This window comes from Hungatella sp. SL.1.14 (genome assembly GCF_024460495.1).
GTDB lineage: Bacteria > Bacillota > Clostridia > Lachnospirales > Lachnospiraceae > Hungatella > Hungatella hathewayi.
In genome coordinates, this window is sequence record NZ_JANFYJ010000005.1 from 263614 (window position 1) to 287294 (window position 23681).

General features: G+C 40.5%; 20 protein-coding genes and 3 pseudogenes. 4 read left to right on the top strand and 19 right to left on the bottom strand.

The features are described 5' to 3' along the window. Positions 1-32: 32 nt before the first annotated feature. The 3 genes from NE473_RS07910 to NE473_RS07920 form a co-directional block, all read right to left on the bottom strand. Positions 33-902, bottom strand: coding sequence for a carbohydrate ABC transporter permease (locus NE473_RS07910; RefSeq protein ID WP_022031582.1), 870 nt, complete (start codon positions 900-902; stop codon positions 33-35). A gap of 13 nt (positions 903-915) precedes the next feature. After that, positions 916-1860 (bottom strand): carbohydrate ABC transporter permease, encoded by a 945-nt coding sequence (locus tag NE473_RS07915; RefSeq protein ID WP_256265196.1) that lies wholly within the window; start codon positions 1858-1860, stop codon positions 916-918. Positions 1861-1965: 105 nt separating this feature from the next. Further along, positions 1966-3315, bottom strand: coding sequence for an ABC transporter substrate-binding protein (locus NE473_RS07920; protein WP_022031584.1), 1350 nt, complete (start codon positions 3313-3315; stop codon positions 1966-1968). Between the two features lie 273 nt (positions 3316-3588). On the opposite strand from NE473_RS07920, the gene NE473_RS07925 reads away from it, so the two are divergent. Next, on the top strand, positions 3589-3768 hold the full coding sequence (locus NE473_RS07925) for a hypothetical protein (protein WP_022031585.1): 180 nt from the start codon (positions 3589-3591) through the stop codon (positions 3766-3768). Positions 3769-3787: 19 nt separating this feature from the next. Here NE473_RS07925 and NE473_RS07930 read toward each other — a convergent pair whose 3' ends face one another. The 7 genes and pseudogenes from NE473_RS07930 to NE473_RS07955 all read right to left on the bottom strand — a co-directional run bounded on the left by NE473_RS07930 (position 3788) and on the right by NE473_RS07955 (position 9912). Next, entirely contained in the window at positions 3788-4129 is a 342-nt protein-coding gene (locus tag NE473_RS07930) for a helix-turn-helix domain-containing protein (RefSeq protein WP_006772415.1), read from the bottom strand. A gap of 79 nt (positions 4130-4208) precedes the next feature. Beyond that, positions 4209-5564: a phosphoglucosamine mutase gene (gene glmM, locus NE473_RS07935; RefSeq protein ID WP_055650726.1), complete on the bottom strand. Its 1356-nt coding sequence runs from the start codon at positions 5562-5564 to the stop codon at positions 4209-4211. Positions 5565-5585: 21 nt separating this feature from the next. Continuing rightward, entirely contained in the window at positions 5586-6047 is a 462-nt protein-coding gene (locus NE473_RS33075) for a VanZ family protein (RefSeq protein WP_055650725.1), read from the bottom strand. A gap of 163 nt (positions 6048-6210) precedes the next feature. Continuing rightward, positions 6211-7131: pseudogene (locus NE473_RS07940) on the bottom strand (UDP-N-acetyl glucosamine 2-epimerase); the annotation flags it as partial. 167 nt (positions 7132-7298) lie between these two features. Continuing rightward, positions 7299-8492 (bottom strand): site-specific integrase, encoded by a 1194-nt coding sequence (locus NE473_RS07945; RefSeq protein ID WP_256265197.1) that lies wholly within the window; start codon positions 8490-8492, stop codon positions 7299-7301. Between the two features lie 78 nt (positions 8493-8570). Next, positions 8571-8777, bottom strand: coding sequence for an excisionase (locus NE473_RS07950; protein WP_005336079.1), 207 nt, complete (start codon positions 8775-8777; stop codon positions 8571-8573). Continuing rightward, positions 8770-9912 carry an XRE family transcriptional regulator gene (locus NE473_RS07955; protein ID WP_256265198.1) on the bottom strand — a complete coding sequence of 381 codons (1143 nt, stop codon included), beginning with the start codon at positions 9910-9912 and terminating at the stop codon, positions 8770-8772. Before NE473_RS07955 ends, NE473_RS07950 begins: the two co-directional genes overlap by 8 nt. 526 nt (positions 9913-10438) lie before the next feature. Between NE473_RS07955 and NE473_RS07960 the strand changes: the two genes are divergently transcribed. Together NE473_RS07960 and NE473_RS07965 are read left to right on the top strand one after the other, a co-directional pair. Beyond that, positions 10439-11059 (top strand): helix-turn-helix domain-containing protein, encoded by a 621-nt coding sequence (locus tag NE473_RS07960; protein ID WP_009242236.1) that lies wholly within the window; start codon positions 10439-10441, stop codon positions 11057-11059. Between the two features lie 446 nt (positions 11060-11505). Further along, entirely contained in the window at positions 11506-13617 is a 2112-nt protein-coding gene (locus tag NE473_RS07965; protein WP_256265199.1) for an immunoglobulin-like domain-containing protein, read from the top strand. 207 nt (positions 13618-13824) lie between these two features. Here the strand turns inward: NE473_RS07965 and NE473_RS07970 are convergent. The 8 genes and pseudogenes from NE473_RS07970 to NE473_RS08005 form a co-directional block, all read right to left on the bottom strand. After that, positions 13825-14055 (bottom strand): annotated as a pseudogene (locus NE473_RS07970) (UDP-N-acetylglucosamine 2-epimerase); the annotation flags it as partial. Next, the gene (locus NE473_RS07975) at positions 14048-15181 is read right to left on the bottom strand and encodes a capsular polysaccharide biosynthesis protein CapF (protein ID WP_055650723.1); all 1134 of its coding nucleotides are present in this window, start codon (positions 15179-15181) and stop codon (positions 14048-14050) included. The pseudogene NE473_RS07970 and the gene NE473_RS07975, both read right to left, overlap by 8 nt. Continuing rightward, positions 15182-16228 carry a polysaccharide biosynthesis protein gene (locus tag NE473_RS07980; RefSeq protein ID WP_055650722.1) on the bottom strand — a complete coding sequence of 349 codons (1047 nt, stop codon included), beginning with the start codon at positions 16226-16228 and terminating at the stop codon, positions 15182-15184. A 17-nt stretch (positions 16229-16245) separates the two neighbouring features. After that, complete coding sequence (locus NE473_RS07985; protein ID WP_155560765.1) at positions 16246-17457, bottom strand: nucleotide sugar dehydrogenase; 1212 nt, start codon at positions 17455-17457, stop codon at positions 16246-16248. Continuing rightward, the gene (locus NE473_RS07990) at positions 17447-18670 is read right to left on the bottom strand and encodes a lipopolysaccharide biosynthesis protein (protein WP_055650720.1); all 1224 of its coding nucleotides are present in this window, start codon (positions 18668-18670) and stop codon (positions 17447-17449) included. The genes NE473_RS07985 and NE473_RS07990 overlap by 11 nt, the downstream gene beginning before the upstream one ends. Positions 18671-18677: 7 nt before the next feature. Beyond that, positions 18678-19751 (bottom strand): Gfo/Idh/MocA family protein, encoded by a 1074-nt coding sequence (locus NE473_RS07995; RefSeq protein ID WP_055650719.1) that lies wholly within the window; start codon positions 19749-19751, stop codon positions 18678-18680. 12 nt (positions 19752-19763) lie between these two features. Continuing rightward, a complete protein-coding gene (locus NE473_RS08000; protein ID WP_055650718.1) occupies positions 19764-20657 on the bottom strand; it encodes a DapH/DapD/GlmU-related protein in 894 nt (297 codons plus the stop codon). 3 nt (positions 20658-20660) lie between these two features. Further along, complete coding sequence (locus NE473_RS08005; protein ID WP_055650717.1) at positions 20661-21836, bottom strand: DegT/DnrJ/EryC1/StrS family aminotransferase; 1176 nt, start codon at positions 21834-21836, stop codon at positions 20661-20663. Positions 21837-22281: 445 nt separating this feature from the next. On the opposite strand from NE473_RS08005, the gene NE473_RS08010 reads away from it, so the two are divergent. Continuing rightward, a complete protein-coding gene (locus NE473_RS08010; protein ID WP_256265202.1) occupies positions 22282-22476 on the top strand; it encodes a GNAT family acetyltransferase in 195 nt (64 codons plus the stop codon). A gap of 1005 nt (positions 22477-23481) precedes the next feature. On the opposite strand, the pseudogene NE473_RS08015 reads toward NE473_RS08010, so the two are convergent. Beyond that, positions 23482-23681: pseudogene (locus NE473_RS08015) on the bottom strand (hypothetical protein); the annotation flags it as partial.

Below are 23681 nucleotides of genomic sequence, written 5' to 3' on the forward strand. Positions count from 1 at the left end.
CCATTTCTTCTGAATTATTTTCTTATTCATAATCAGCCCTTGATCGCGCCGCCCGTTACACCTGCGATAATCTTATCGGACAGGAAGAGGTACAGCAGGAAGGTAGGTGCAAATACGATAACGACAGCAGCAAACATGCCGCCATAATCGTTGGTATACTGCATCCCCTTTACCATATTATAAAGACCTACGGCGATGGGGCGCACATTCTGCTTGCTTGCAAACAGCATGGACATGAAAAATTCATTCCAGATGGCAATAAAATTAAAGATCGTCACAGTGATGATTCCGGGCTGTGCCAACGGAAACATAATCTTCCAGAAGGTCTGAATCGGTGAACAGCCGTCGATCGCCGCCGCTTCTTCAAACGTATAGGACAGATTGGAGAAGAATGCCAGCAGGAAGAAAATGCTGAACGGCACATTCATGGCAATATACAGGAACATAATGAGTCCCCGGGTGTTGGTCAGTTTTAATGACGTAATAATGGAGAACAGCGGCATGACAATCATAATGACCGGAATGCCCAGCGCTGTCGCAAACATATTCTGCAGGATCATATTCCCCCTGAATTTAAATCGTGACAGGGCATATGCCGCAGGTGCCGCCACCATGATAATCAGGGTACAGGAAACAGCCGTGTAAATCAGGGAGTTCAGGAAGAACACGCTGATCTTCTGCGATTTCCACGCATTCGTATAGTTTTCAAAATGCAGGCCGCTGGCGAACTTAAACAGCTCTCCGCCTAAAATCTCCCGGCTGGTAGACAGGGAGGCCAGCATAACCCAGCCAATCAAAAGCACGGTAAATATCAGCCAGATCACGCACAGAATGTATCCGGGCAGCCGTGGAATTTCTCTCGTTACATTTAACTTTGGCTTTATCTCTTTTTGTTTTGCCATGATAACTACCTCCCTACAATTCCGCGTCATCATTCTTGATGATGAGTGTGGTTAAGCTGAATACGGCAACTACAATAACTGCCATCATAACGCCGATTGCCGCGCCGACTCCGGAATCCCGGGCGGCCTGGACTGCATTGGACGCTCCGAATACCAGCTCATACATGTAATTCAGCGGCATAACCGTCTGTTCAGATAAGTTGACCGGATCAAATACCTGGCCCCAGATAAAGAAGCCTACGCTGGAAACTGTCCACATAACGAGATTCGTACGGATCGATCCGCGGAGCAGGGGAAATGTTATGTACCAGAATTTCTTAAACACGTTGGCGCCCTCGATGGAAGCGGCCTCATAATAATCCGCGCTGATCCGTTCGATACCACTCATAAAAATCAGCATATGGTATCCTACCATACCAAAGCAATAGGCAATTAACATGCTCCAGAACTTATGATGGGGATCCGTCCACATGACGTTACCGCCGCCAAACCAGCCGATAATCGTATTGAGCAGACCGTAGCTCTCCTTACTGAGCGCATAATACAGCCACATGGTACCCATGGCAACCGCAGATACCAGGTTCGGCAGATAAATCACGCTTCGGAAAAACTTCTTTCCCTGCATGCCGTTCGTCAGGGCTACTGCAAATATCAGAGCCAGCGCCATAACGGCGATGCCCCCTACCAGCCACAGCCGTCCCAGATTCAGCATCGCCGTCTGAAACATGTTATTGTTAAAGGATTTCACATAGTTGGTAAGTCCGCTGAACTGCCATGTGGAAACAGGATCCGTCACGCCCTCTACCTTGCAGAAGCTCATGATAAACGTACGGATCGTCGGGTAGAGAAATACAATCAGGTACAACAGCACTGCGGGTGTCAGAAACATTACCAGCATGGGAGTCGTATTCCGGCGCAACGGATTGCCGCCTTTTTTTACTGCCTTTTGCTTTGCCATAAGAGTCCCCTCCATTCTCCATAGAACACTATTTTCTATTATGAATACAAAAGGGGCGGCGGCAGTGGCGCCACCGCCCCTTCAATGCTAAGTCAGTTAAAGCGATCAGGATCCCTTCTGAATCTTGGCGAACTCATCTGCGAATTTCTGTGCATCTGTACTGCCGCTGATCATCATGGCCATATTGGTCTTAATAGCTGCGTTGACATTGGTATCGTTCTCCATACCTACAGCCCAGTTCAGTCTGTGTGTGGTGGAATCGAGTACAGCCTTGGCATCTGCAAGCGCCTCCGGCCACTTGGCATCGTTATCCATCGGTACGCCCATGCTGGCGTCTGCAAGCTTCTGATCCCATTCGCCGCTTGTCAGCCACTGGATTAACGCAAACGCTGCATTCGGATATTTCGTGTCTTTGTTGATTGCGAAGCACTGTGCTCCGTACTGGTTGGATTCTGCTCCGTCACCGCCTTCAGCAATCTGCGGAAGGGAGAAAGCGCCCCAACGGAAACCTTCCGGGGTCTGATTCTTTACTTCGTTTGGAAGCCAGCTTCCGTTTAAGTACATGGCAACACTGCCGTCAGCGATATTGCTCTGTCCCTGCGGATATACGTTGCCGGCTGCACGCGGATCTATGTAGCCCTTGGAAGTAAGTTCTTCCAATACCTGAGCGGTCTTTAAGACTGCCTCATTTGTAAAGTCGCCTGCTGCTACGGCTTCTGTCGTATCAGAGCCTGCTACACGGTCCATCAGGAATCCAAACAGACATGCCATATAAGCATCATCAACGGTCATTGGAATGATACCGGCTGTCTTCAGTGACTCGCAGGCTGCAAGGAATTCATCCCATGTCTTTGGAACTGCGGTGATTCCCGCTTTATCAAAAGCATCCTTATTATAGAACATAATAAATGTAGATGGCTGGTAAGGAACACTCTTTAAGGTTCCGCCGCCCTGCTGCTTTGCTAATTCAATCAGCGTGGCGTTCTGTGCGCCATTCAATGGGGAAGCGTCGTACATACTCTGAATATCCAGAAGATACTTACCCCACGTACCATTCACACGCTCGATATCCTCATCGAATATATCAATGGTTTCTCCGGCAGATAACGCTGGTTCCAGTGTCTTACGTGTATCACGTGAGCCGGCCCAGTTAACGTCTACTTTTACACCGGTAGACTTTGTAAATGCATCAATTGCCTCAGATATGGCCTGGCCCTGAGGCTCTGTCTCTGCCCACATCGGCCAGTAAACCAGTTCTGCCCCGTCCTCGATCGCACCTGCTGCAACCGTCTCCGCAGGAGCTTCCGGAGCCGCATCCGATCCCTCAGGAGCAGCGCTCTCTGCCGGAGCCTGTGTGGTTGGGGCCTGTGTCTCTGCAGTCTTGGAACTTCCGCATCCTGCAAGCGAAGATGCAACCATTGCAGACGCCAAAACTAAACTCAGAATTTTTTTCATGTAAAAACCCTCCTTTTTCAAATATGTTTATAGTATACACCATTTTTTTGTTTATTTCAACGAAAAAAGAAATTTTTTCCACAAATACTTCACAATGAATATGGTTTTTATATATCTTGTTTTATGCAACCTTACCATAGACAATTTTTATAAAATGCATTTTTTCTTTTGCCACTGAGTCTGCACTTTTATGCATAATTAAAAACGAACCGGAGTAAACTGGTAGTGTCAAAAGAATTGTTGTATTCAGGAACTAAAAGGAGGTAATCAACTATGGTTGACCGTTGTGTATGCTGCGGTGCAGTAATTCCCGAAGGTACAGAGGTCTGTATCAACTGCCGGTATCAATATTTGGATCAGTATTCAGAGTCTGGCGGCACACCGTCCGGGTCATTTGCGGATTCCTCCGTTTCCAAAACAAGAGGCCGTGATAAGCATAAAATGCCCCGCTGATCGCAGAGCAGAAGTCCTTTTATTTTTTACCGGATTCTCTGAGACAAAGATAAAATTTCATCATTTCAATGGCCTCTTTCTGCGTTTTTTCATCGTATTTTTTCAGAATACGGTATGCTAAATCCGGATTGTCAATGCGTTCTTCTCCTGCCTGGCCAAACAGAATATAATCCACCGATAAGTCCAGATAATGTGCTAAATCCAAAAGTGTCTCTATGGACATGCCGCAGGTTCCCCGCTCTATATCGCCGTAATAATGTACGGCTCTGCCTATTTTGCCGGCTACCTCCGCACTCGACATTCCCAGCTCCTTCCGCCTCTGCCTGATTCTTTTCGCAACTCCGGCGCGGTCGTATACCATTTCAACTCCTCCTTTATTTCCCCCAATAAAAAATGAGCCGGCGGTATGGAACCGCCGGTGTTTTCGTTTGTATTTTCTGTTATTCAGCCTGATACCCTCTGTCGATAATCGTCTGCAGTATGGTATCCACATAAGCCTCGCACGCCTGTTTGTCATTGGCTTCAACCATAATCCGGAGTACCGGCTCTGTCCCGCTTTCACGTACCAGAATGCGCCCTTCAGCACCCAGACTCGCTTCCACAATGGCAACCGCGTCTTTCACTGCCTCGTCGTTTCTGGCGGCAGCCTTGTCTCTGACACGGATATTTTTTAATACCTGAGGGTAAATCGTTAACGGCTCGGCCAGTTTGCTGAGCGTCATTTTCTTTTCCAGCATCACTTCCATCATTTTAATTGCCGTCAGGATCCCGTCTCCCGTAGCGGCATATTTCCGGAAAATGATGTGACCGGACTGTTCCCCGCCGAGCCGGTAACCGTTTGTCTCCATATTTTCATAGACGTATTTATCTCCGACCGCGGTCTTTTCATATTCGATTCCCGCCGCGTCAAACGCTTTATAGAGACCGAAGTTGGACATAATGGTGGTAACCACCTTATTTCCGGCCAGCTTGCCGCGCTCCTTCATATAGCAGCCATAGATGTAAAGGATTGCGTCTCCGTCCACAACGTTTCCGTGCTCATCCACGCAGAGACAGCGGTCGGCGTCTCCATCGAAGGCAAATCCCACATTTAATCCATTTTCCACGACATGCTTCTGCAGAGCTTCCATGTGGGTGGATCCGCAGTCCTGATTGATATTGATCCCATCGGGATTGTTGTGGATCACGTAAGTCTGGGCCCCCAGGGTGTCAAATACATTCTTGGCAATCATCCATGCGCTGCCGTCAGCACAGTCCAGGCCCACCTTTAATCCCCTATAAGAACGGGTGGCCAGTGATATCAGATAGCCGATATAGCGATTCCTCCCGATGGCGTAATCAATGGTTCTGCCAATCTTCTCCCCTTTTGCAAATGGTATCTCGCCGGTCTTGCTATCCAGATATGCCTCTACATCCAGGATTGTCTCTTCCTCCATCTTTTCCCCGTAATAATTGATCAATTTAATCCCATTATCGTAATACGGGTTGTGACTGGCTGAAATCATGATGCCGCAGTCGAAATCCTCTGTTCTGACGACGTAGGATACGCTGGGTGTTGTCGTGACATGTAGAAGATAGGCGTCCGCCCCGGAGGCCGTAAGCCCTGCGGCCAGAGCGTACTCAAACATATAGGAGGAGCGCCTGGTATCCTTGCCTATTACTACCTTTGCGCGTCCATCCGGACGCTTTAATCCATAATACCAGCCGATAAAACGGCCTGTTTTGTATGCGTGTTCTGCAGTCAGGGTTTCGTTGGCTTCGCCGCGGAAACCGTCGGTGCCGAAGTATTTTGACATGAGTTTGTTCTCCTTTTTTGTTTATTTCCAGCTGACAAGACTGATTATCAGAAGTACAATCATAATTCCCGATGTACTCAGAATAAAGGTTCCAGCAAGTAATTTGCTTTTTCTACATGTTCCTTTTCTATTTACTACCCATATTGCAAATCCCAATAGGACTCCATAAGTATTGTTAAAAATATCATCCAGCTCACACAAGCCAGTATGCGTAAAATACTGATATACTTCCACAAAAACGGAAAGAATAAGACCGGCTGAACATGTACGCAACAATCGTCTGAATACAGACAAGGCGGAGGGCAATATGATTCCCAGTGGCAAAAACAACATCATATTTCCAATGATATCGTACCAATGCCTCCAGGAATGATTTGACCAGGCATAACGAAAGGTCCAGAACAGGTGAAGATTTAGATTATCCCCCCTATATCTGCCTCTCCCCAGTATTGTGGCGGAGAGTATGGTAAATATCCAAAACATAAGCAGCAGTCTCCAGATATATTCATTTCTTTTTCTGCCTTCAATTAACCATCTTATTATTACTCCAATCAGGATTAATGACAGGCATAATAACGGCACCACATATTCTGAATATGCAAATCTGTATGGATTCCAGATATTCGCCAAGCTTACTCCACCATCCTTATGAATTATTTTTTCTCCATACCATTTTATTTATTATTCCGGTATAGCTCTGTATGATCTTAACCACTTTGGTACTTACATTTTCATCCATATAGCAGGGGACGTTAACCCCGTTATCCTCGTTTTTTATCATTTTAACCGCCATATCAACAGCCTGGAGAACCTGATCGGCCGTAATACCGGCAAGAATAAAATTTCCCTTATCCAGTGCTTCTGGTCTCTCCGTACTGGTACGGATACAGACCGCCGCAAAAGGTATGCCTACAGACTGAAAAAAGCTGCTTTCCTCCGGAAGTGTTCCTGAATCTGAAACTACTGCAAATGAGTTCATCTGTAAATTATTATAATCAAAGAAGCCCAGTGGTTCATGAATCCGTACTCTGGAATCAAGTGTGAAATCTCTAAGCTCTAAAACCTTTTTACTGCGTGGGTGCATGGAATAAAAAATTGGCATATCATACATCTCAGCCATCTTATTCACCGCGGAAAACAGCTCCATAAAATTCTCTTCAGTATCGATATTTTCTTCCCGATGGGCTGACAACAATATATATCTGCCTTTATCTAATCCCATTTTCTCCAATATTTGACTGTCTTTTATTCTTTCCAAACTGGTATGAAGGACTTCCGCCATCGGACTCCCCGTGACGTATGTCCGTTCTTTTGCGGTTCCTTCAGAATTTAAATATCGTCTCGCATGCTCACTGTAGCATAAGTTTACATCTGCTATATGATCAACTATTCTACGGTTTGTTTCCTCGGGAAGACATTCGTCAAAGCACCGATTACCGGCTTCCATATGAAAAACGGGAATGTGAAGGCGTTTGGCTGCAATTGCTGATAGGCAGCTGTTCGTATCTCCAAGAATTAATAGTGCCTCCGGCTGAATTTGCACCATTAGTTTATAAGATTTATTAATAAATTATATATGTCTTTTTGACTATCTTTTTATATCTCCTTAAATGTCCGCAAAGCCTTATTTTATAGGCTCTACGGGCATTTTGCTTTTGTGGTAAACCTCACATATCTAGGTCTATCTTCTTATATTTTCGCTATCAAGCGTGGTTAAAATCGTGGTAAATACTTCTATGCGATTAGACGCTGAACCTCTGATTTTGCGGTATCTATGGACGCATGAGCGTACCAGTTCATTGTGATACTAATGTTTGAATGTCCCATGATATACTGTAAATCTTTTGGGTTCATGTTCTTGCTTGCCAGCCTTGTGCAGAACGTATGGCGTAGCGTATGCGGTGTGATATGTGGCAAGGGATTGTCCTTGTGGTGCTTGTTATATTTCTTTACCATACGGACAAATAAGGCGTTGTAATCAATCGCAACTTTGGGCTTGCCTTTATGATTGACAAATAAGAAATTGCTCTGTCCGTCTATCACAAATGGTTCTGCCTTTGGGCGTTTCTTCATAACCCGTTGAAATGCCTGTATTGTTTCTCTACTTAATGGCACTTGTCTTATTCCGCTTTTCGTCTTAGGCGTTTCAATATAATAGCCCTGTTCCTTGCTCTTTAGTAACTGGTGGTCGATAATTACAACTTCATTCTTGAAATCAATATCAGCTACTGTCAGTCCGCACAGTTCCGAGATACGAAGTCCAGTCTTTAACAGTATCAGCACATCATCATAATGCTTGTGATACACATTGTCTGTCTTGATAAATGAGAGTAAGGTTTGTTCCTGTTCCTCTGTCAATACGACTTTCTCTTTGGTATCATTTTCTAGGACTTCACTTAACTTAAAATCAAAAGGGTTCTTCCTTACACAATCGTCTTGTATGGCGATATAGAATGACGCTTTTAACGAGCGTTTATGGTTGTTAATGGTGTTATAGGAAAAGCCTTTATCTTTCATGCGTAACGCCCATTCCTTAGCGTCAGAGGGTTTTATCGTATCAATGCTCCTAGCACCCAACTTGTCCTCTTTCAATAACCGCATGAGTTGTTCCCGTTGTTTCTGTGTACTTTTCTTCACATTTGCTCTCTGTGCGTTCTGTTTGGCATAAAGTTGGCAAAGTGTCATTTTCTTGCCTGTGCTGTCGATACCGTCCTCAATATCCCGTCTTATCTGCTGTTCCAGTTCACGAAGTGAGGGTTTTTCCCGTTTTTCCTTTGGTGTCGGGTCTGTGGGTGTCAATCTCCAAGCATACACATATTTTGTGTTTCCAAATGCGTCTACATATTTATATAAGTATTTCCCGTCTGTTCGTTGGCTCTCTCCAGTATGCAGGATACGTCCTTTACTATCCCGTCTTTTTTCTTTCATGGTGTCTGCTCCTTTCCTTGTTGGAAAGAGCCTTGATATGACTTGTGTTCATCATAACACATACAAGGCTCATTTGCATTAGATTGCGTCCAATTTGTCAATAACCTGTTCAAACTGTCGGCGTTTAATCTGTATGCGGTTGCCATTCATAATGAGCCAGCCAGCGCCCTTGTTTTCCTCTGCCAAGCGTCTTAACTTGTTTTCTCCGATACGGAAATACTTAGACGCTTCTTCAATGGTAAGGGTATATTTTTCCCATACGGGAATATCCTGTGCATTACTCATAAAACACCCCCTCACTTTCGATTACATCTGCTATATCCGTACACATCTGTTCTACAAGCATTTCCTGTTTTTCGGAAAGGTGGGTACATTCATCAATCATTTTCATGTAGTTTGAGCCTGTCAGCCTGTCGATTTCCTCTATCATCACGATTGACGGCATGACCTGTCTTTCCAGCCATTGCAGAGTGCGTTCCATATTGACAGGTACGGGGGTCATTTCAAAAGGTAAACTGTCATGGGAAATGAATATCTCCCACAGCGGATAATCGGGAAATTGCACAAAATCAGTAATAAGGTAAAACACCAACCCATGAGGGTTATATGTCAATAACAATTCCTCAACTGCCTGTACTGCCTTTTTATCACGCAGACGAATTTCAAAACGGTTGATAATATCCGTATGTTTCTTTTTGGTTGCCTGTTCCTTTTGTTTTTCATACAGGCAGAAATATTTTGTGCTTGCCTTTGAGCCGATATAAAGGGTACTTGCTAAATTACGGTTTTTTCCGCTTAGTTTTCCACCTTGTACATTTTCATAGTTTTTACAGCGACAATCCGCACCGCCATTTTTGTATTTTTCAGACAAAACGGGAATATCCAGCAGACCGCACATATCATTGATTGCCAAGTCAAAACGTCGGATAACACCGCCACAGTCAAGACAGCGGTTTAAAAATGAATACCAATCCCTGTTCTGTGCCTGTAAGACATATTCCATGTTGCGTGAGCCTGCCCCTTTTAATTCTAAAAATACACCCATGTGTTCATCATCAGAAGCCATGACCTTGATTTCCCCGTAGGCATAATGCTCCTTATAGCCATAATACCCATAGTCATAATGGATAAAATAGTCCGCTTTCATGCCAAGCACCTTTCGGATAACTTCTAATGCGTCAGTCGTTGGAAAACGGACAGACAGATAATCAACGAGCAGATAAAAAGGCTTATCACAGACATAGTAATTCAGACAACGCAGGATAATGTTCTGTGTTTCTTTACTTGCGTTGGCTTTTCCGTTCTCAAAGCGGTTGATACTATATCTTGATACATGGGTAAGACTTGCAAGTTCTCCTTGTGAAAGACCGCTTGCAAGACGTTTGTTCTTCATTTCAAGTGCAAATTCTAAATTGTTCATTGTATTCCTCCAATCCCACAACAGCCTTGAAATACCTGTAAACCACTATTCAAAAGAATGTGAAATTACTATCTTCTTAAAACTTCTCATTACTACTCACAGGTTTGGGGTTGTATGGTTTTTGACTTGTCTTTTGTGAAATAGTGCCCCCCTGTTAGATAACGGGGGCACAGTCAAGGCTCGCAGGCTCGCCAGCCGACAAAGCATTTCTTCCCCTTGACACAAGGTGTCATGGCGGTAAGCCTGAGAGGCTTCAGCCACCGTGTCAGAAATACTTTGTCAGCAAGTCCTGTTTTGCCTTTTCTAACAAGTTCCATTTCAACCAATATTCATATCTACGGGTTTAATCAGATGGGTATTTCTTTTTGAATGTTTTTGTATTTCATTCTATTGTGCTTATTCACTCACAATAGCATAGTAATTCTTATATGCTTATTTGTCAATATCTTTTTTTGTCTTTACAAATCATATTAAGCATGATAGACTTATAACAGTGAAGATATAACGAGATATGGAGGGTTGTGCAATGAAAATAAGCCATTTAGGAAATAATATACAGACCATAAGAAAATTTAGGGGAATGAAACAACAGGAACTTGCGGACAAAATCGGTATCAATATGCAGAGCCTTTCCAAGATTGAAAGAGGGTTGAACTATCCTGCTTATGAAACGCTGGAAAAGATAATGGAAGTGCTGGACGTAACGCCGAATGAATTATTATCGGGAGAATGGAAGTATGTCAATCAGTCTGAAAAAGAAGTCTGTCAGTTTTTAAGAACAGAAGAACGTCTAAATGCAGAACTGAAACACGGACACTATGATAACTTCTTTGACAGCGAGGAAGAATGGCTGGAATATGAGTTGGAAAAGTTACGGGAATACATTACAGACTATATCAACGGGAAAAGCATTGAAGCGTCCGACCTTTACCCAATCAAAGAATTTATCCAGCATTTGAAGTTTCAAAAATTACTAGACCGCTATGATGATTTATACAGTATGGATATGTTTGGGGAAAGCATAGAGGGACATAAATATAGGACACCTTATCAAGTCGTGAAAATGATAAATCCGAACTCAAAAGAGGATATGGAACTGTTACGGGAAGTATTAAGGAATAACCATTTTGATGATGAGGACGAGTAATCTTTTTCCTCTTGCGAGAAGATACAGCAAACAAAAAGCCCGATCAAGAGTGCAAAGCACCACCAATGGTGGCAAGCTCTTGACAGGGCTTTTTCTTTTCTGTTGTGGGTACTCAAGAGGAAAAAAGGAAAAGTGTGATGTCTCAATTTTTTTATCTTGCACGCATAAAAAGATTGAAAGAGGTGTTTGTTTCCAGTATAATGTTTTTTGTATAGAAGCAAGGATTGAATTTTTTTGAAAGAAAGGGTTGACAGTCATGTTCACACATTGTTACGCTTGCGACAGACAGACAGACAGACAGACAGACAGACAGACAGACAAGTAAATTCTGCCCTTTTTTCAATTCTATCAATAATAAACAGAACGCACAGATTATCCAGTTATAAGGGGGAGTTTGTGCGTTTTTCTATGCAAAGAATTTATGAAAAATAAGGAGTGAACAAACTATGAAGAAAAAACAAGTCCTTGCGGTAAGTTCCGCATTGATGATTGGAACAACAACTGCACTTACAGGGCTTCCTACTCCTGTCATGGCACAGGAAAACACAGAAGTTGTGCAGGAAGCCGTTGTAGAAGAAAACAAGACAGAGCAAGTTCCTGTGGAACAGAAAACAGAAAACGCAGAAGTACAAGAGAATATAACAGACAAGGAACAGGAAGAAACTGCTGAAAATGCAGAAACTTTAAAAGAAGAAAGTGCAAAACAGGAAACACCTGCAACACCAGAAAAAGAAGTGGTTACCGAAGATAAGACCGTTGAAGCAAGCAAAAATACAGAAGTAAAAGCTGGAAGCATTGCTATTGATGAAACACATTTTCCAGACAAAGTATTTAGAGAACAAATCATTGCAGAATTTGATAAAGACGGCGATAGTGTGTTATCTGTTGATGAAATATCAAAAGCCCAATTCTTAAACTTACATGGTATGAAAACGATATCTTCATTAGAGGGTATTCAATATCTAACAAATTTGCAGTCTTTAGATGTTTCTACGACTTCTGTTTCAGACTTAAGTCCGGTTAAAAACTCATCTTTAAAAAGATTAGATTGTCGTTCTTCAAAAGTAGGAAGCGTTGATTTAACACGTTATCCGAATTTGGAAGCTTTCGTTTGCGATAATACATCAATTAACAGTCTTGATGTATCTAAGAATGAAAAATTGAATACGTTATTTGCAGATAGTACCTCTATTTCCAATTTAGATGTAACAAACAATCCTAACTTAGAACAACTATCTTGTAGCAATACAGGATTAATGGAACTTGATGTCACACATAATCCGCAATTAGTCACTTTAGATATAGGAGATACAAAAGTAAAAACACTTGATATAAGTAAGAACCCTAATTTGAAACAACTATCATGTTATAGGACAAATATAGCTGAATTAGATGTAACAAAAAACACAAAACTGACACGCCTTTTTTGTCATGATACAACTATTAAAAAATTAGATTTAAGCAATAATTTAGAACTTGAAATGCTACGTTGCGGTGAAATTTTTGAACAAGGGATAAGAGGTCTTGATATAAGTAAAAACACAAAAATTAAAAAATTAATTTGCGATGATTTATACTGGTTAAATGTCGGAGAGAATAAAGTTCTTGAAAATAATCATGCTTTTGTAGGCAACGGTTATATTGATATCAAAGGAAATAAAATCGACTTAAAAAAAGATGTTGAACAAGGAATAGATATTTCAAAAGTAAAAGTTACTGCAAATGGAACTTTAGACAAAGATACGGGGATTATAACGGTAGATGATGTAAAAAAACCAGTTACTTATGAGTATGATTGCGGTACTTATAAAGACGGAAACGTCGTTTTAAAAGTGGAATTATCGTTAAACTCACAAGGAGAAGACAATGCAGCACCAACTATTTCTGCAAATGATGTTACATTGAATGTAGGCGATACTTTCGACCCATTGGCAAATGTAACAGCAACAGATAAAGAGGACGGAACTATCACTTTGACAAAAGATAATATTGTTGCAAATGATGTAGATACTTCTAAGGCTGGTACTTACCATGTGACTTATAAAGTAACAGATAAAAACGGAGCTTCTGCTAAAAAAACGATTACTGTAACTGTGAAACAAAATACAGGCGACCTTAACTCTGCTCCAATCATTTCAGCAAATGATGTTACATTGAATGTAGGCGATACGTTCGACCCATTGGTAAATGCGACAGCAACAGATAAAGAGGACGGAACGATTATTTTAACAAAAGATAACATTATTGCAAATGATGTAGATACTTCTAAGGCTGGCACTTATCATGTAACTTTCCGTGTAGTAGATAAAAATGGTGCAATTACTGAAAAAACAATTACAGTTACCGTAAAAGAAAAAGCAACAAATAAACCTGTAAGTCCACAACAGCCACAGAAACCGAGCAAGCCAACTACTCCAACAAAGCCTAGCGGACAAAAGAACCCTGTAAAAACAGGTGATATGACAAACGTAGGATTGTTTACTTCTATGTTTGCTGGTTCAACCGGTGTATTAGCTGTTTTATTCGGTAAAAAACGTAAAAGAAATAAGAACAATTAACAAAATGTATAATAACAATCAATAGCGACTAATGATTTTCATGTAAAAGGACACCAAACTATACGGTGTCCTTTTCAAATTCTTACGTCATATCAAGGCTCATTCAATCGTGGTAAATTCGTGGTAAAATGAGTGCTTTCCTATATTTCAAAATGCTTGAAAGTATAGTGTTTATTCGGATAATCAAAAATCAGATATAAAATTTGTTATAATATTCCCAATTGTTTCTCCCAAATCTCCCCCCGCAGCCTCCAAATAGTAATCAGGCTCACGCAACCCCAAGTCTTCAAAAAAGACCTGATTCAGACAGTAATCATAGTTCTGACCGGTATGAATCAGTATCTGATCAAAATAGATATCACATTTTTTAATAACTTCAGATAGACGAATGATTTCAGGCCTGGTGCCAACAATTGTCATTAACTTTAATTTATTCATCCACCGTTTCCTCCACATTTAAAAAATAAGTATCTGGATTTGCAGGGTCAAAGCATTCATTACACCACATGAATGTAACCAGATCGGCATTGCCTTCATTTATTATATTGTGAGTATATCCTGGCGGAATATCTACTACTTCCATTTTTTCTCCAGATACATGATAATTAATAATTTCGTCTGAGCCAACCTTTCTGAATTGAATTAGCCCCCTCCCACTGACCACTAAAAATTTTTCATTTTTTGTATTATGCCAGTGATTTCCTTTTGTAATACCAGGCTTACTAATGTTTACGGAAAACTGGCCACGTTCAGGAGTACGAATAATCTCTGTGAAAGAGCCCCTTTCATCTTTATTAGTTTTTAGTGGATAGCAAAAGGAGGTTTTAGGAAGATAGCTTAAATATGTACTGTACAACTTTTTTATAAATCCCCCTTCAGCCATATCCGGAATGGTTTTCTCTTTCCTGCTTTCCCGAAAGGAAAAGATTGCTTCTGCTATCTCCCCCAAAGTTGCCGTATGTTCTACCGGAACACTACAAAAACCATCATTAAGTCTGAACGGTTTCTTCTCCATTGCACAGATAAGTTCTGAAATCGCATCATCGATATAGACCAGTTTCAAAACTGTTTCCGGATTATTTATCTGTATAGGGAGTTCTCGCGCAATATTATAACAAAATGTTGCTATCACACTATTGTAATTAGGACGGCACCATTTCCCAAACACATTAGGAAAGCGATATATATACACATCTGCCCCGCATTCTTTTCCATAAGAAAAAAATAAATCTTCTCCGGCTTTCTTACTTTTGCCATAGAGATTGTTCATCTCTGCCTGAATGGAAGACGCAAGCATTACAGGACAGAAGTTTTTATTCTTTTTTAAAACTTCCAGTAATCGGGAAGCAAATCCAAAATTTCCGTTCAAAAAGTCTTCCGGATTTTCAGGCCTGTTTACTCCGGCAAGATTAAAAACAAAATCGCAGTCTTTGCAAAACGCCTCCAAACATTCTTCTGATGTTTCCACATCGTATTCGTAGATTTCATGTATTCCCAGATTTTTTAATTCTGCTATAAGATTTTTTCCAATGAATCCATTAGCTCCGGTTACTAAGACTCTCATCTATCTGGCCTCCCATTCTGCAATTTCATCACGTATATATGATAACTCGAGTAGTTTTTCTTTCACTTGAGTTAAATTTAGTAATTCCGTATTGCTGGAGTTAAACTCACGAAGTATATTTCTCTCCTTATTTCCCTCTTTAAAATACTTATCATAGTTTAGGTCGCGTTTGTCACATGGCACGCGGTAAAATCCCCCCATATCCAATGCATTTGCGCATTCTTCATTAGTCAAGAGTGTTTCATACATCTTCTCACCATGGCGAATTCCAATGACTTTAATTTCATTTGATGCGTGGAACAGTTCTTTCACGGCTTGAGCCAATATTTCAATGGTACAGGCTGGCGCTTTCTGAACCATTATGTCTCCTGATTCCGCATTTTCAAATGCAAACATAACAAGTTCCACAGCTTCTTCCAGGCTCATGATAAATCTCGTCATGGCAGGCGCTGTTACTGTCAAAGGCTTCTCTTCTTTAATCTGACTGATAAACAGCGGAATTACCGACCCTCTTGAACACATAACATTCCCATAACGCGTACAGCAGATCGTTGTCTTATCCGGAGAAACAGTTCTGGCTTTTGCTACAATTACTTTTTCCATCATCGCCTTGCTCGTACCCATCGCATTGACAGGATAAGCGGCCTTATCGGTAGAAAGACATATTACCTTTTTCACACCTTCTTCAATAGCAGCATTTAAAACATTTTCAGTTCCAAGAACGTTAGTTCTGACTGCCTCTAAAGGAAAAAACTCACAAGAAGGCACCTGCTTGAGAGCAGCCGCATGGAAAATGTAATCTACACCATACATAGCATTTCTAATGCTTCCCATATCACGAACATCACCAATATAAAATTTGATCTTATCACTGACATCTGGAAAGTTTCGCTGATAAAAATGCCGCATATCATCCTGCTTTAACTCATCGCGGGAAAATATGCGGATCTCTTTTATAGCAGTAGCTAAAAAGCGGTTTAATACAGCGTTTCCAAACGAACCAGTTCCTCCTGTAATTAACAATGTCTTATTTCTGAATAGACTCATAGTTTTTCTCTCCCTGCTTAATTCTCTCCATAAATATCTCTGGTATAGACCTTATCTGCAACGTTTCTCAATGGCTCTTCCATACGATTCGCAATAATAACTGTACTCACCCTTGAAAATTCATTAAAATCTTTTATTACAGCGCACCCTTCAAACTTATCACTCTTTAAATTGGGTTCAAAAATAATTACCTTGATATTTTGATTTTGAATATTATCCATTACACCCTGAATTGCAGATTCTCTAAAATTATCTGAGTTTGCCTTCATTGTCAGCCGGTATACCCCAATAACAATATCCTGATTTTCAGGATAACCGGCCCTCCTAAGAACTTGTTCAGCAACAAACGCCTTTCTAGTTTGATTGGAATTAACAATTGCTTTAATCAGATCATTCGGAACGTCCTGATAATTGGCAACCATTTGCTTTGAATCTTTTGGTAAACAGTATCCTCCAAAACCAAAAGACGGATTATTATAATTCATCCCAATTCGGGGATCCATGCTCATTGCCTCAATTATCTGCTTTGAACTAAGCCCTTTACTTTCTGCATAGGTATCCAACTCATTGAAAAAGGCAACTCTCATAGCAAGATATGTATTGGAAAAGAGCTTGACAGCTTCGGCCTCTGTGGTTTTTGTAATAATGACTTTTATATCCTCCTTAATGGCTCCCTGGCATAATAATTCTGAGAAGGTCCTGGCCTGATCTTCCAGCTCTATATCATTAATACCCACAACAATACGGCTGGGATACAGATTATCGTATAGTGCTTTTCCCTCCCTTAAAAATTCCGGTGAAAAAAGTAATTTTGCCATCGGATATTTCTGCTGCATCAGCTTTGTGTAACCGATAGGTACTGTTGATTTAATTATAATAACGGACTGAGGATTAATAAGCAGTACCCGCTCAATCACCTGTTCTACCAAAGATGTATCAAAATAATTCCGTTTTTCAATATAATTCGTTGGCGTCGCGATAATTACGTAATCCGCGGATCTATAAGCTTCTTCATCATTTTCAGTGGCAATTAGCTTCAGTTTATGATTTGATAAGTAATCTTCAATTTCCTTATCCACCAAAGGTGATTTCCTGTTATTTACCATATTTATTTTTTCTTTTACCACATCCACTGCATACACATTATTTCTTTGTGCCAAAAGTATCGCATTGGATAAACCTACATAACCTATTCCTGCAATCGCAATCGTAAAAGATCTATTGATCATTTTTCTTTCCTCCAATAAACAAAGTCCCAATAATATATAATGTTATTAACTTAGTACAATTAGCTGTTACTGCTGCTATGCAGAAACCAAGAAGTCCGTATGCATTAAGTAAAACCAGTCCCATGCCAACATAGGTAATGCCATAAACAAGTTCTTTAATTATCTGAAGCCATGTGGGAGCGAACTTCAATACTGACGACTGGGTCAAACTGCACACGGTACTAATCGTCGCCGCCAGATTTGCTATAAATATGTAATGCGCTGCCTGTTCAAAAACCGTAGGGTATAATAATTTTGTAAAAAATGGTGAAAATATCACAGAAAAAATCACAAAAATTACGCCTCCGGCAGCAGCAATCATATTTATCGACCAGAATTTTTTCTTTGTCATAATAAAATTTCTTTGTGCATAATATCCCAAAAGCACACCTGCTATCGGTGTCATAACGATTCCTAATGATTTTCCAAAAAAAGAGGCAACAGTATAAACTGTTACCGCATCTCCACCCAGTAACGGATAAATAATAAGTCTATCCAAATAAGTAATAAGGGTAGTTGATAAACCCGTAAATATCAAAATAATGTACTTGATTAGTGTCATCCTAAAAGCTGGCGTAGTAGTTATACGCTCCTTTTGCAAGGAACTATTTTTTAGTACATAAATAAGCTGCAACAACTCAGCCAATATAAAAGGAATAACCCAAATATGGACTCCCATTAGAGCCGCAACTCCAACAGCATACCCCACAGCCCCTACAATATTTTGAATCAGTATCTTTTTAAAATCGAGAATCAATCGGAATTCCACACAATAATAGGACCTTACCGTTCCCAGAGCAACAAAGACTGCCAAACCAATTATGGTAATAATTGATTGCCTGAAATAGAAACTGCTGATCATACATGAAAAAACTACAGCAATAAGCGAAGCGAAAAACAACAGACCATTAAAATCGCCTTCCAGATGCTCTCTCTCGTAATCGTTATTAACAATAAGTCTTACATTATTAAGAGTGTTTCCAAATGCAACAATAACGGTATTCGCAATTCCCATTATAGTAAGAAGAGTCCCATATTCCTGGTTGCTGAACTTCAAAGCTAAAAACGGGTAAACAACAACCTGCATAACTCCTGTTAGAATTACAGATGCCAGAATATTATAAAAAAAGTCCTTTGAAATACTCCCAAACCTGCCCTTTGTTTTTATCGCCATACTTTAACTAAAATATTCCTTTCATATCTACACTCGCAAAGTTCTCCAAGGGCAGCTTAACAGGCCTCCCCGTTTTCTGGCTTTGATAAATTGCAAGTACCACTTCCAGTGCATTCTTTCCTGCTACTGCATCCACATACGGTTTTCTGTCTGCTTTAATTGATTCAATTACATCTTTAAACAAACTTATGTGTCCGTTCCCGTAGACATTAGACGCAGCTTCTTCTAATCCCTGTTTCTTTATGTCCTCATCAGACAGATCGGCAAAATTCCACACATCAATATTATTAGCTGATGTGCCCCCCAGTTTAACGGTCCCTTTTTCTCCAAATAAATATAAGGTCTCTTCCAGATTTTTAGGATATACATTTGTTGTCCCCTCAATAGTAGCAACAGCCCCGTTCTTAAACTGAAGAACTGCCATACCGACATCTTCTGCTTCCAGGTAATTATGAAATTGTTGCCTTGTAACTCCATAAACGGTATCAATCTCATCTCCAAGCATCCAGCGAAGAAGATCGATACCATGAATGCACTGATTCATTAAAGCTCCACCATCCTGCTCCCATGTTCCTCTCCATGGTGCCTGTTCATAATAGCTACGCCCCCGGTTCCATCTCACGTGAACTGAGCCGTGTGAGATGCGTCCAAAACGCCCCGCTTCCAGAACCTGTCTCATTTCCTGTACTGCAATATTAAAACGATTTTGATGGCAGGCCGAAACCTTTACACCATTTGCCTCAGATCGCCTGATTATTTCCTCAGCATCAGAGATATTCATTGCCATTGGCTTTTCTATAATAATGTTTATTCCATGATCAATACAATAGAGAGCGATCTCTGCATGAAGACCGCTTTCCGTAGCAATGCTGATAAGTTCTAACTTATTCTCCTCTATCATTTGTTTATAATTTTCATATCGTTTAATTGAAAGATTCTCTTCTAAATCATATTTTTTTAGAAGTGTATCTATATGATCCGTACTTATATCACAAACCGCTACGATTTCCAGCTGATTGCTTAAAGCCGCTTTAATATGATTAGCAGCAATACGCCCACATCCGATTAGTGCATATCTCATTATATTTTCCTCTTATGAATTCATTATATTTTTGACAAAACCTATAAATTTCTTATGCTCAATTGCGAAATTCCCACTTACCGATGATCCGTCAGCAACATTTTTTGTAACTACAGCTCCCATATTTACCCTGGAATCATTCCCTACAGTGATTCTGTTTGCAATAGAAGCATTTAAGCCAATCCAGGTACGATCGCCAATAGTCGTATTGCCTCCAATTGCTGCATTGGAGGCAATCAGGGTGCTTTCCCCCACTTTAACACCATGGGCAATGTAGCAATGAGCATCAATTTTAGTATGATCACCGATAAATGTAACATCGTCCTTCCAAATTCCTTTTGCAATTTGTGTAAATGGATATATTTCAACAGAATTTCCAATGACTGCACAGCCTTGATCAGACAGTCCTTCCATAATTCCGGAATTGGCTCTTGCAAAGGAAAAGCTTCGACCGCCAATCACTACATTGGAATGGATAATACTGTTATCGCCGATTGCTACATTTTCATGAATGACCACAAATGGTTCAATAACAACATTTCTTCCTATCCGCACATTTTTACTAGCAATTGAAACCTGATGACTAATGGTACAGCCTTCACCTATCGTAGTCTCCATGTTCTTTTTTTCACCTTTAGCTACATAATGGTTATAAATCTGGTGAAATAAAAATTTTGGTTCATCCGACACTATAATCCCTTTTACATGAGAAGGCAGTTTATCAATTAAATCTGCTTTACAGATCATACAAACAGCATTCGGATTAATTTGAGGAATAAATTTTTCTTTTTCCATAAAACTCAAAAAAGGTTCTGTCACTTTGGAAGTGCAGTAATTCATATCTTCAAATTCCGCATCACAAATTATTCGTGCATTTTTTCCTATAGGTACTTCTGATAATTTCATACCTTACCCCTTATAACTGTTTACAGTTTTAATTACACTTTGAATTTCTTCATCCGTCAGTTCCGGAAACATCGGAATAACAAGGCTGTTTTCCGCAATATTTTCTGCATTTGGGAAATCTCCCTTTTTGTATTTCAAATTCTCAAATACTTTTTGTAGATGCAGCGGAACCGGAAAATATACGCCACTGGATATTCCACAATCCTCAAGATACTTTCTCAGCTTGTCCCGCTTCTCTGTAACCAAAAGATATACATAATAAATATGAGTATTGTACTCCGCTATAAATGGTTTTTTTACCAGCTGATTTGTTATTTTTTCGTTATACATAGCTGCAATTTGGCGTCTTCTTTCATTCCAGCCGTCCAGATAGTTCAGTTTTACATTTAGAATAGATGCCTGCAATGCATCAAGCCGTGAATTATATCCCACAACAAAGTTAAAATATTTAGGAAGATTCCCATTAAAATCTACTTCTGCTTGCGATATATCTGTTCCCTTCTGCAATCCATATGTGAAGTATCCGTTCATTCCGCTGCCATGAACCCGCAATGCCATACACTGTTTATAAATTGCTTCATCACTGGTAATGATCATGCCTCCGTCACCTGCAGCTCCAAGATTTTTAGTTGGAAAAAAGGAGATGCAGCCTGCATCTCCCATACTTCCGGCTTTTTTTCCCTTATAATCTGCCCCGGCTGCCTGTGCCGCATCTTCTATCACTTTTAGCTTATATTTTTGAGCGATACTGCATATTACGTCCATATCTGCACATTGACCATACAAATGGACTGGAATGATTGCTTTTGTTTTCTCCGTAATCTTTTCTTCTATTTGAGCAGTGTCCATCAGATATGTATCTGATGTGCAATCAACAAATACTGGAATTGCGCCAACAGCAGCGATGGATTCAGCAGTGGAAAAAAAGCTCATTGCTGTAGTAATGACTTCGTCTCCTGCTTTTACGCCACAGGCCCTGAGCGCAATAACAAGCGCATCCGTACCATTCCCAACACCTATTGCATATTTCGTTCCACAATAGTCAGCAAACTCTGTTTGGAACCTCTCCACAGACTCACCGAGTATGTATGATCCAGAATGTAAAACCTCCAGAGCCGCCTGATCTAACTCCTCCCGAATTGATTCATACTGCCTTACAACATTCATTGATGGTATCATTTTTATCCTCCGTTCATTCATATAATCTTCTAGCTAATGTTTTATAATCAAAAAATTTCTCTGCTATGGCTCTTGATATCATTTTCATCTCATCAATATTTACTTTTCCCAAAGATATGGCCGTCAAAGCGTTGCTGGCCTCCTCCATATTATTGATAAGCCAGCCATTCCCGTTTACAAATGGCCGATATTCTTTTAAATTATTTAGATTTAACAGTACATGTTTTTAACATCTAGCAATTACGTTGTTTTTGGCTTAAAACCGTGCTTTTTGAGATATTTCACGCGCTAACTATCACTAACTAAATGCAGTCAAAACTAAGTGTTATGCAGTCAAAATGCAGTCAGAGAATGATACAATATGCTTATGCATTTAGATGGTACCAAACAGGCCGCCTAATCAAAATAATCAAGTGAAATAATATAACTGAATGGAGATGAAAAGATGAACCGAACAGATGAATTATTTTTTGAGATAATTGAGACCTACCAGCGCCATGCCCAGGCTTCCAGAAATGCAAAATACCAGGAGACCCGCGAGATGGCGGAAATGATAATCGATGTGGATATATCAGCTATGTGGTTTTTGACTCAGCGGATACCAGATACCAGACACCAGATACCGGCTGATGTAACGTAGTAAGATACGCATATAAAAGTCGCCCGGGTATATGGGGGAAATATACCTAGACGACCGCAAAGAAGAGCTGCTGGGAAAATCATATCACTTTTTTTCTCAATAAATCAACGCTTTTTTACTCTACTCTGCTAAATTTATGCAGTTATGTATACAAAAAATGCGGCCTGCCAATATAGCTAAGCCGCAAGTTAGAAAAGCAAAAACATAATTATTATAGCACGCATATATTGTTTTGTAAAGAAGGAATTTAATTGTATCACATTTTCTATATGCAGCATACTCATTTTAGATGTCTCTACTACTGATCACCTATACATGATTACGCACAAAAACCGCCCAGTGTATGGGGATACTGAGCGGCTTTGCATGAATACTCTTACTGGGCGTGCCAGAAAGATATAAGATATATAATACGAGCAGCCTGATTATATCATTTCCAGAGAGTTCTGGCAATACCTTTCTTCTCCAAAAATCAACTTTTTCGATTTTCGTAACGTTTTTATTCAAACAGTACACCTTAACTTCACATAATCAGCTGTATGCTTCCCCTTTTCCCCTTGCCAAGCACCTGTTAACGTGCTATACTAAACATGCGAATGGAAGTTTTACGATTCTCCAACAACCTATATTTTCTCAGAGAGGTCCAGACATTCTTTACAGTGTCTGGATTTTTCTGTCCGGTTGACATTTTAAAGTATTTGGCATATACTAAGAGTGCAGATAGAGATATGCTGTATACCTGCATAACCGAATTAACGTTTATGCGACATGTAATGTCGTCGGCCGCAGGGCCCGCCATGAGGCGGTTATCATTCCTTATCATATTTAAATCAACAGATCCCATCAAGCCTCTTAACCAATGCGTAACACGGTGGGCCTGACCCCGGAGCAATCCGGGGTTTTATATATCGATATTATTGCCCTTATATGAAGTAAGGCGGCCCAAGCGGACCGCCCTTTTCTTACCACTCAAACTGGCTGCCGAATTTTCGGCCGTGATGTTCCCTACAGTGCTTCGATAAACTTCTTCACTCCCTGATATATCTCCTTGTACGGCAGCCCCTCTACCATCAGCGTGGCCAGATGCAGCTCCACCACCGTTTCCAGCGATTTTAAGTGCATCAGCGTCCTCTGGTCTGCCTTGTCCCTCCCGCCGTTCTCTATGCCTAATCTGCGGTTTATGAGCTTGGTCAGTGACACATAAT

Excerpts from the sequence above, each read along its gene's own strand:
- NE473_RS07910 (WP_022031582.1), bottom strand. The coding sequence starts at position 902 with ATGGCAAAACAAAAAGAGATAAAGCCAAAGTTAAATGTAACGAGAGAA.
- NE473_RS07915 (WP_256265196.1), bottom strand. The coding sequence starts at position 1,860 with ATGGCAAAGCAAAAGGCAGTAAAAAAAGGCGGCAATCCGTTGCGCCGG.
- NE473_RS07920 (WP_022031584.1), bottom strand. The coding sequence starts at position 3,315 with ATGAAAAAAATTCTGAGTTTAGTTTTGGCGTCTGCAATGGTTGCATCT.
- NE473_RS07925 (WP_022031585.1), top strand. The coding sequence starts at position 3,589 with ATGGTTGACCGTTGTGTATGCTGCGGTGCAGTAATTCCCGAAGGTACA.
- NE473_RS07930 (WP_006772415.1), bottom strand. The coding sequence starts at position 4,129 with ATGGTATACGACCGCGCCGGAGTTGCGAAAAGAATCAGGCAGAGGCGG.
- glmM (WP_055650726.1), bottom strand. The coding sequence starts at position 5,564 with ATGTCAAAATACTTCGGCACCGACGGTTTCCGCGGCGAAGCCAACGAA.
- NE473_RS33075 (WP_055650725.1), bottom strand. The coding sequence starts at position 6,047 with ATGTTTTGGATATTTACCATACTCTCCGCCACAATACTGGGGAGAGGC.
- NE473_RS07945 (WP_256265197.1), bottom strand. The coding sequence starts at position 8,492 with ATGAAAGAAAAAAGACGGGATAGTAAAGGACGTATCCTGCATACTGGA.
- NE473_RS07950 (WP_005336079.1), bottom strand. The coding sequence starts at position 8,777 with ATGAGTAATGCACAGGATATTCCCGTATGGGAAAAATATACCCTTACC.
- NE473_RS07955 (WP_256265198.1), bottom strand. The coding sequence starts at position 9,912 with ATGAACAATTTAGAATTTGCACTTGAAATGAAGAACAAACGTCTTGCA.
- NE473_RS07960 (WP_009242236.1), top strand. The coding sequence starts at position 10,439 with ATGAAAATAAGCCATTTAGGAAATAATATACAGACCATAAGAAAATTT.
- NE473_RS07965 (WP_256265199.1), top strand. The coding sequence starts at position 11,506 with ATGAAGAAAAAACAAGTCCTTGCGGTAAGTTCCGCATTGATGATTGGA.
- NE473_RS07975 (WP_055650723.1), bottom strand. The coding sequence starts at position 15,181 with ATGAGAGTCTTAGTAACCGGAGCTAATGGATTCATTGGAAAAAATCTT.
- NE473_RS07980 (WP_055650722.1), bottom strand. The coding sequence starts at position 16,228 with ATGAGTCTATTCAGAAATAAGACATTGTTAATTACAGGAGGAACTGGT.
- NE473_RS07985 (WP_155560765.1), bottom strand. The coding sequence starts at position 17,457 with ATGATCAATAGATCTTTTACGATTGCGATTGCAGGAATAGGTTATGTA.
- NE473_RS07990 (WP_055650720.1), bottom strand. The coding sequence starts at position 18,670 with ATGGCGATAAAAACAAAGGGCAGGTTTGGGAGTATTTCAAAGGACTTT.
- NE473_RS07995 (WP_055650719.1), bottom strand. The coding sequence starts at position 19,751 with ATGAGATATGCACTAATCGGATGTGGGCGTATTGCTGCTAATCATATT.
- NE473_RS08000 (WP_055650718.1), bottom strand. The coding sequence starts at position 20,657 with ATGAAATTATCAGAAGTACCTATAGGAAAAAATGCACGAATAATTTGT.
- NE473_RS08005 (WP_055650717.1), bottom strand. The coding sequence starts at position 21,836 with ATGATACCATCAATGAATGTTGTAAGGCAGTATGAATCAATTCGGGAG.
- NE473_RS08010 (WP_256265202.1), top strand. The coding sequence starts at position 22,282 with ATGAACCGAACAGATGAATTATTTTTTGAGATAATTGAGACCTACCAG.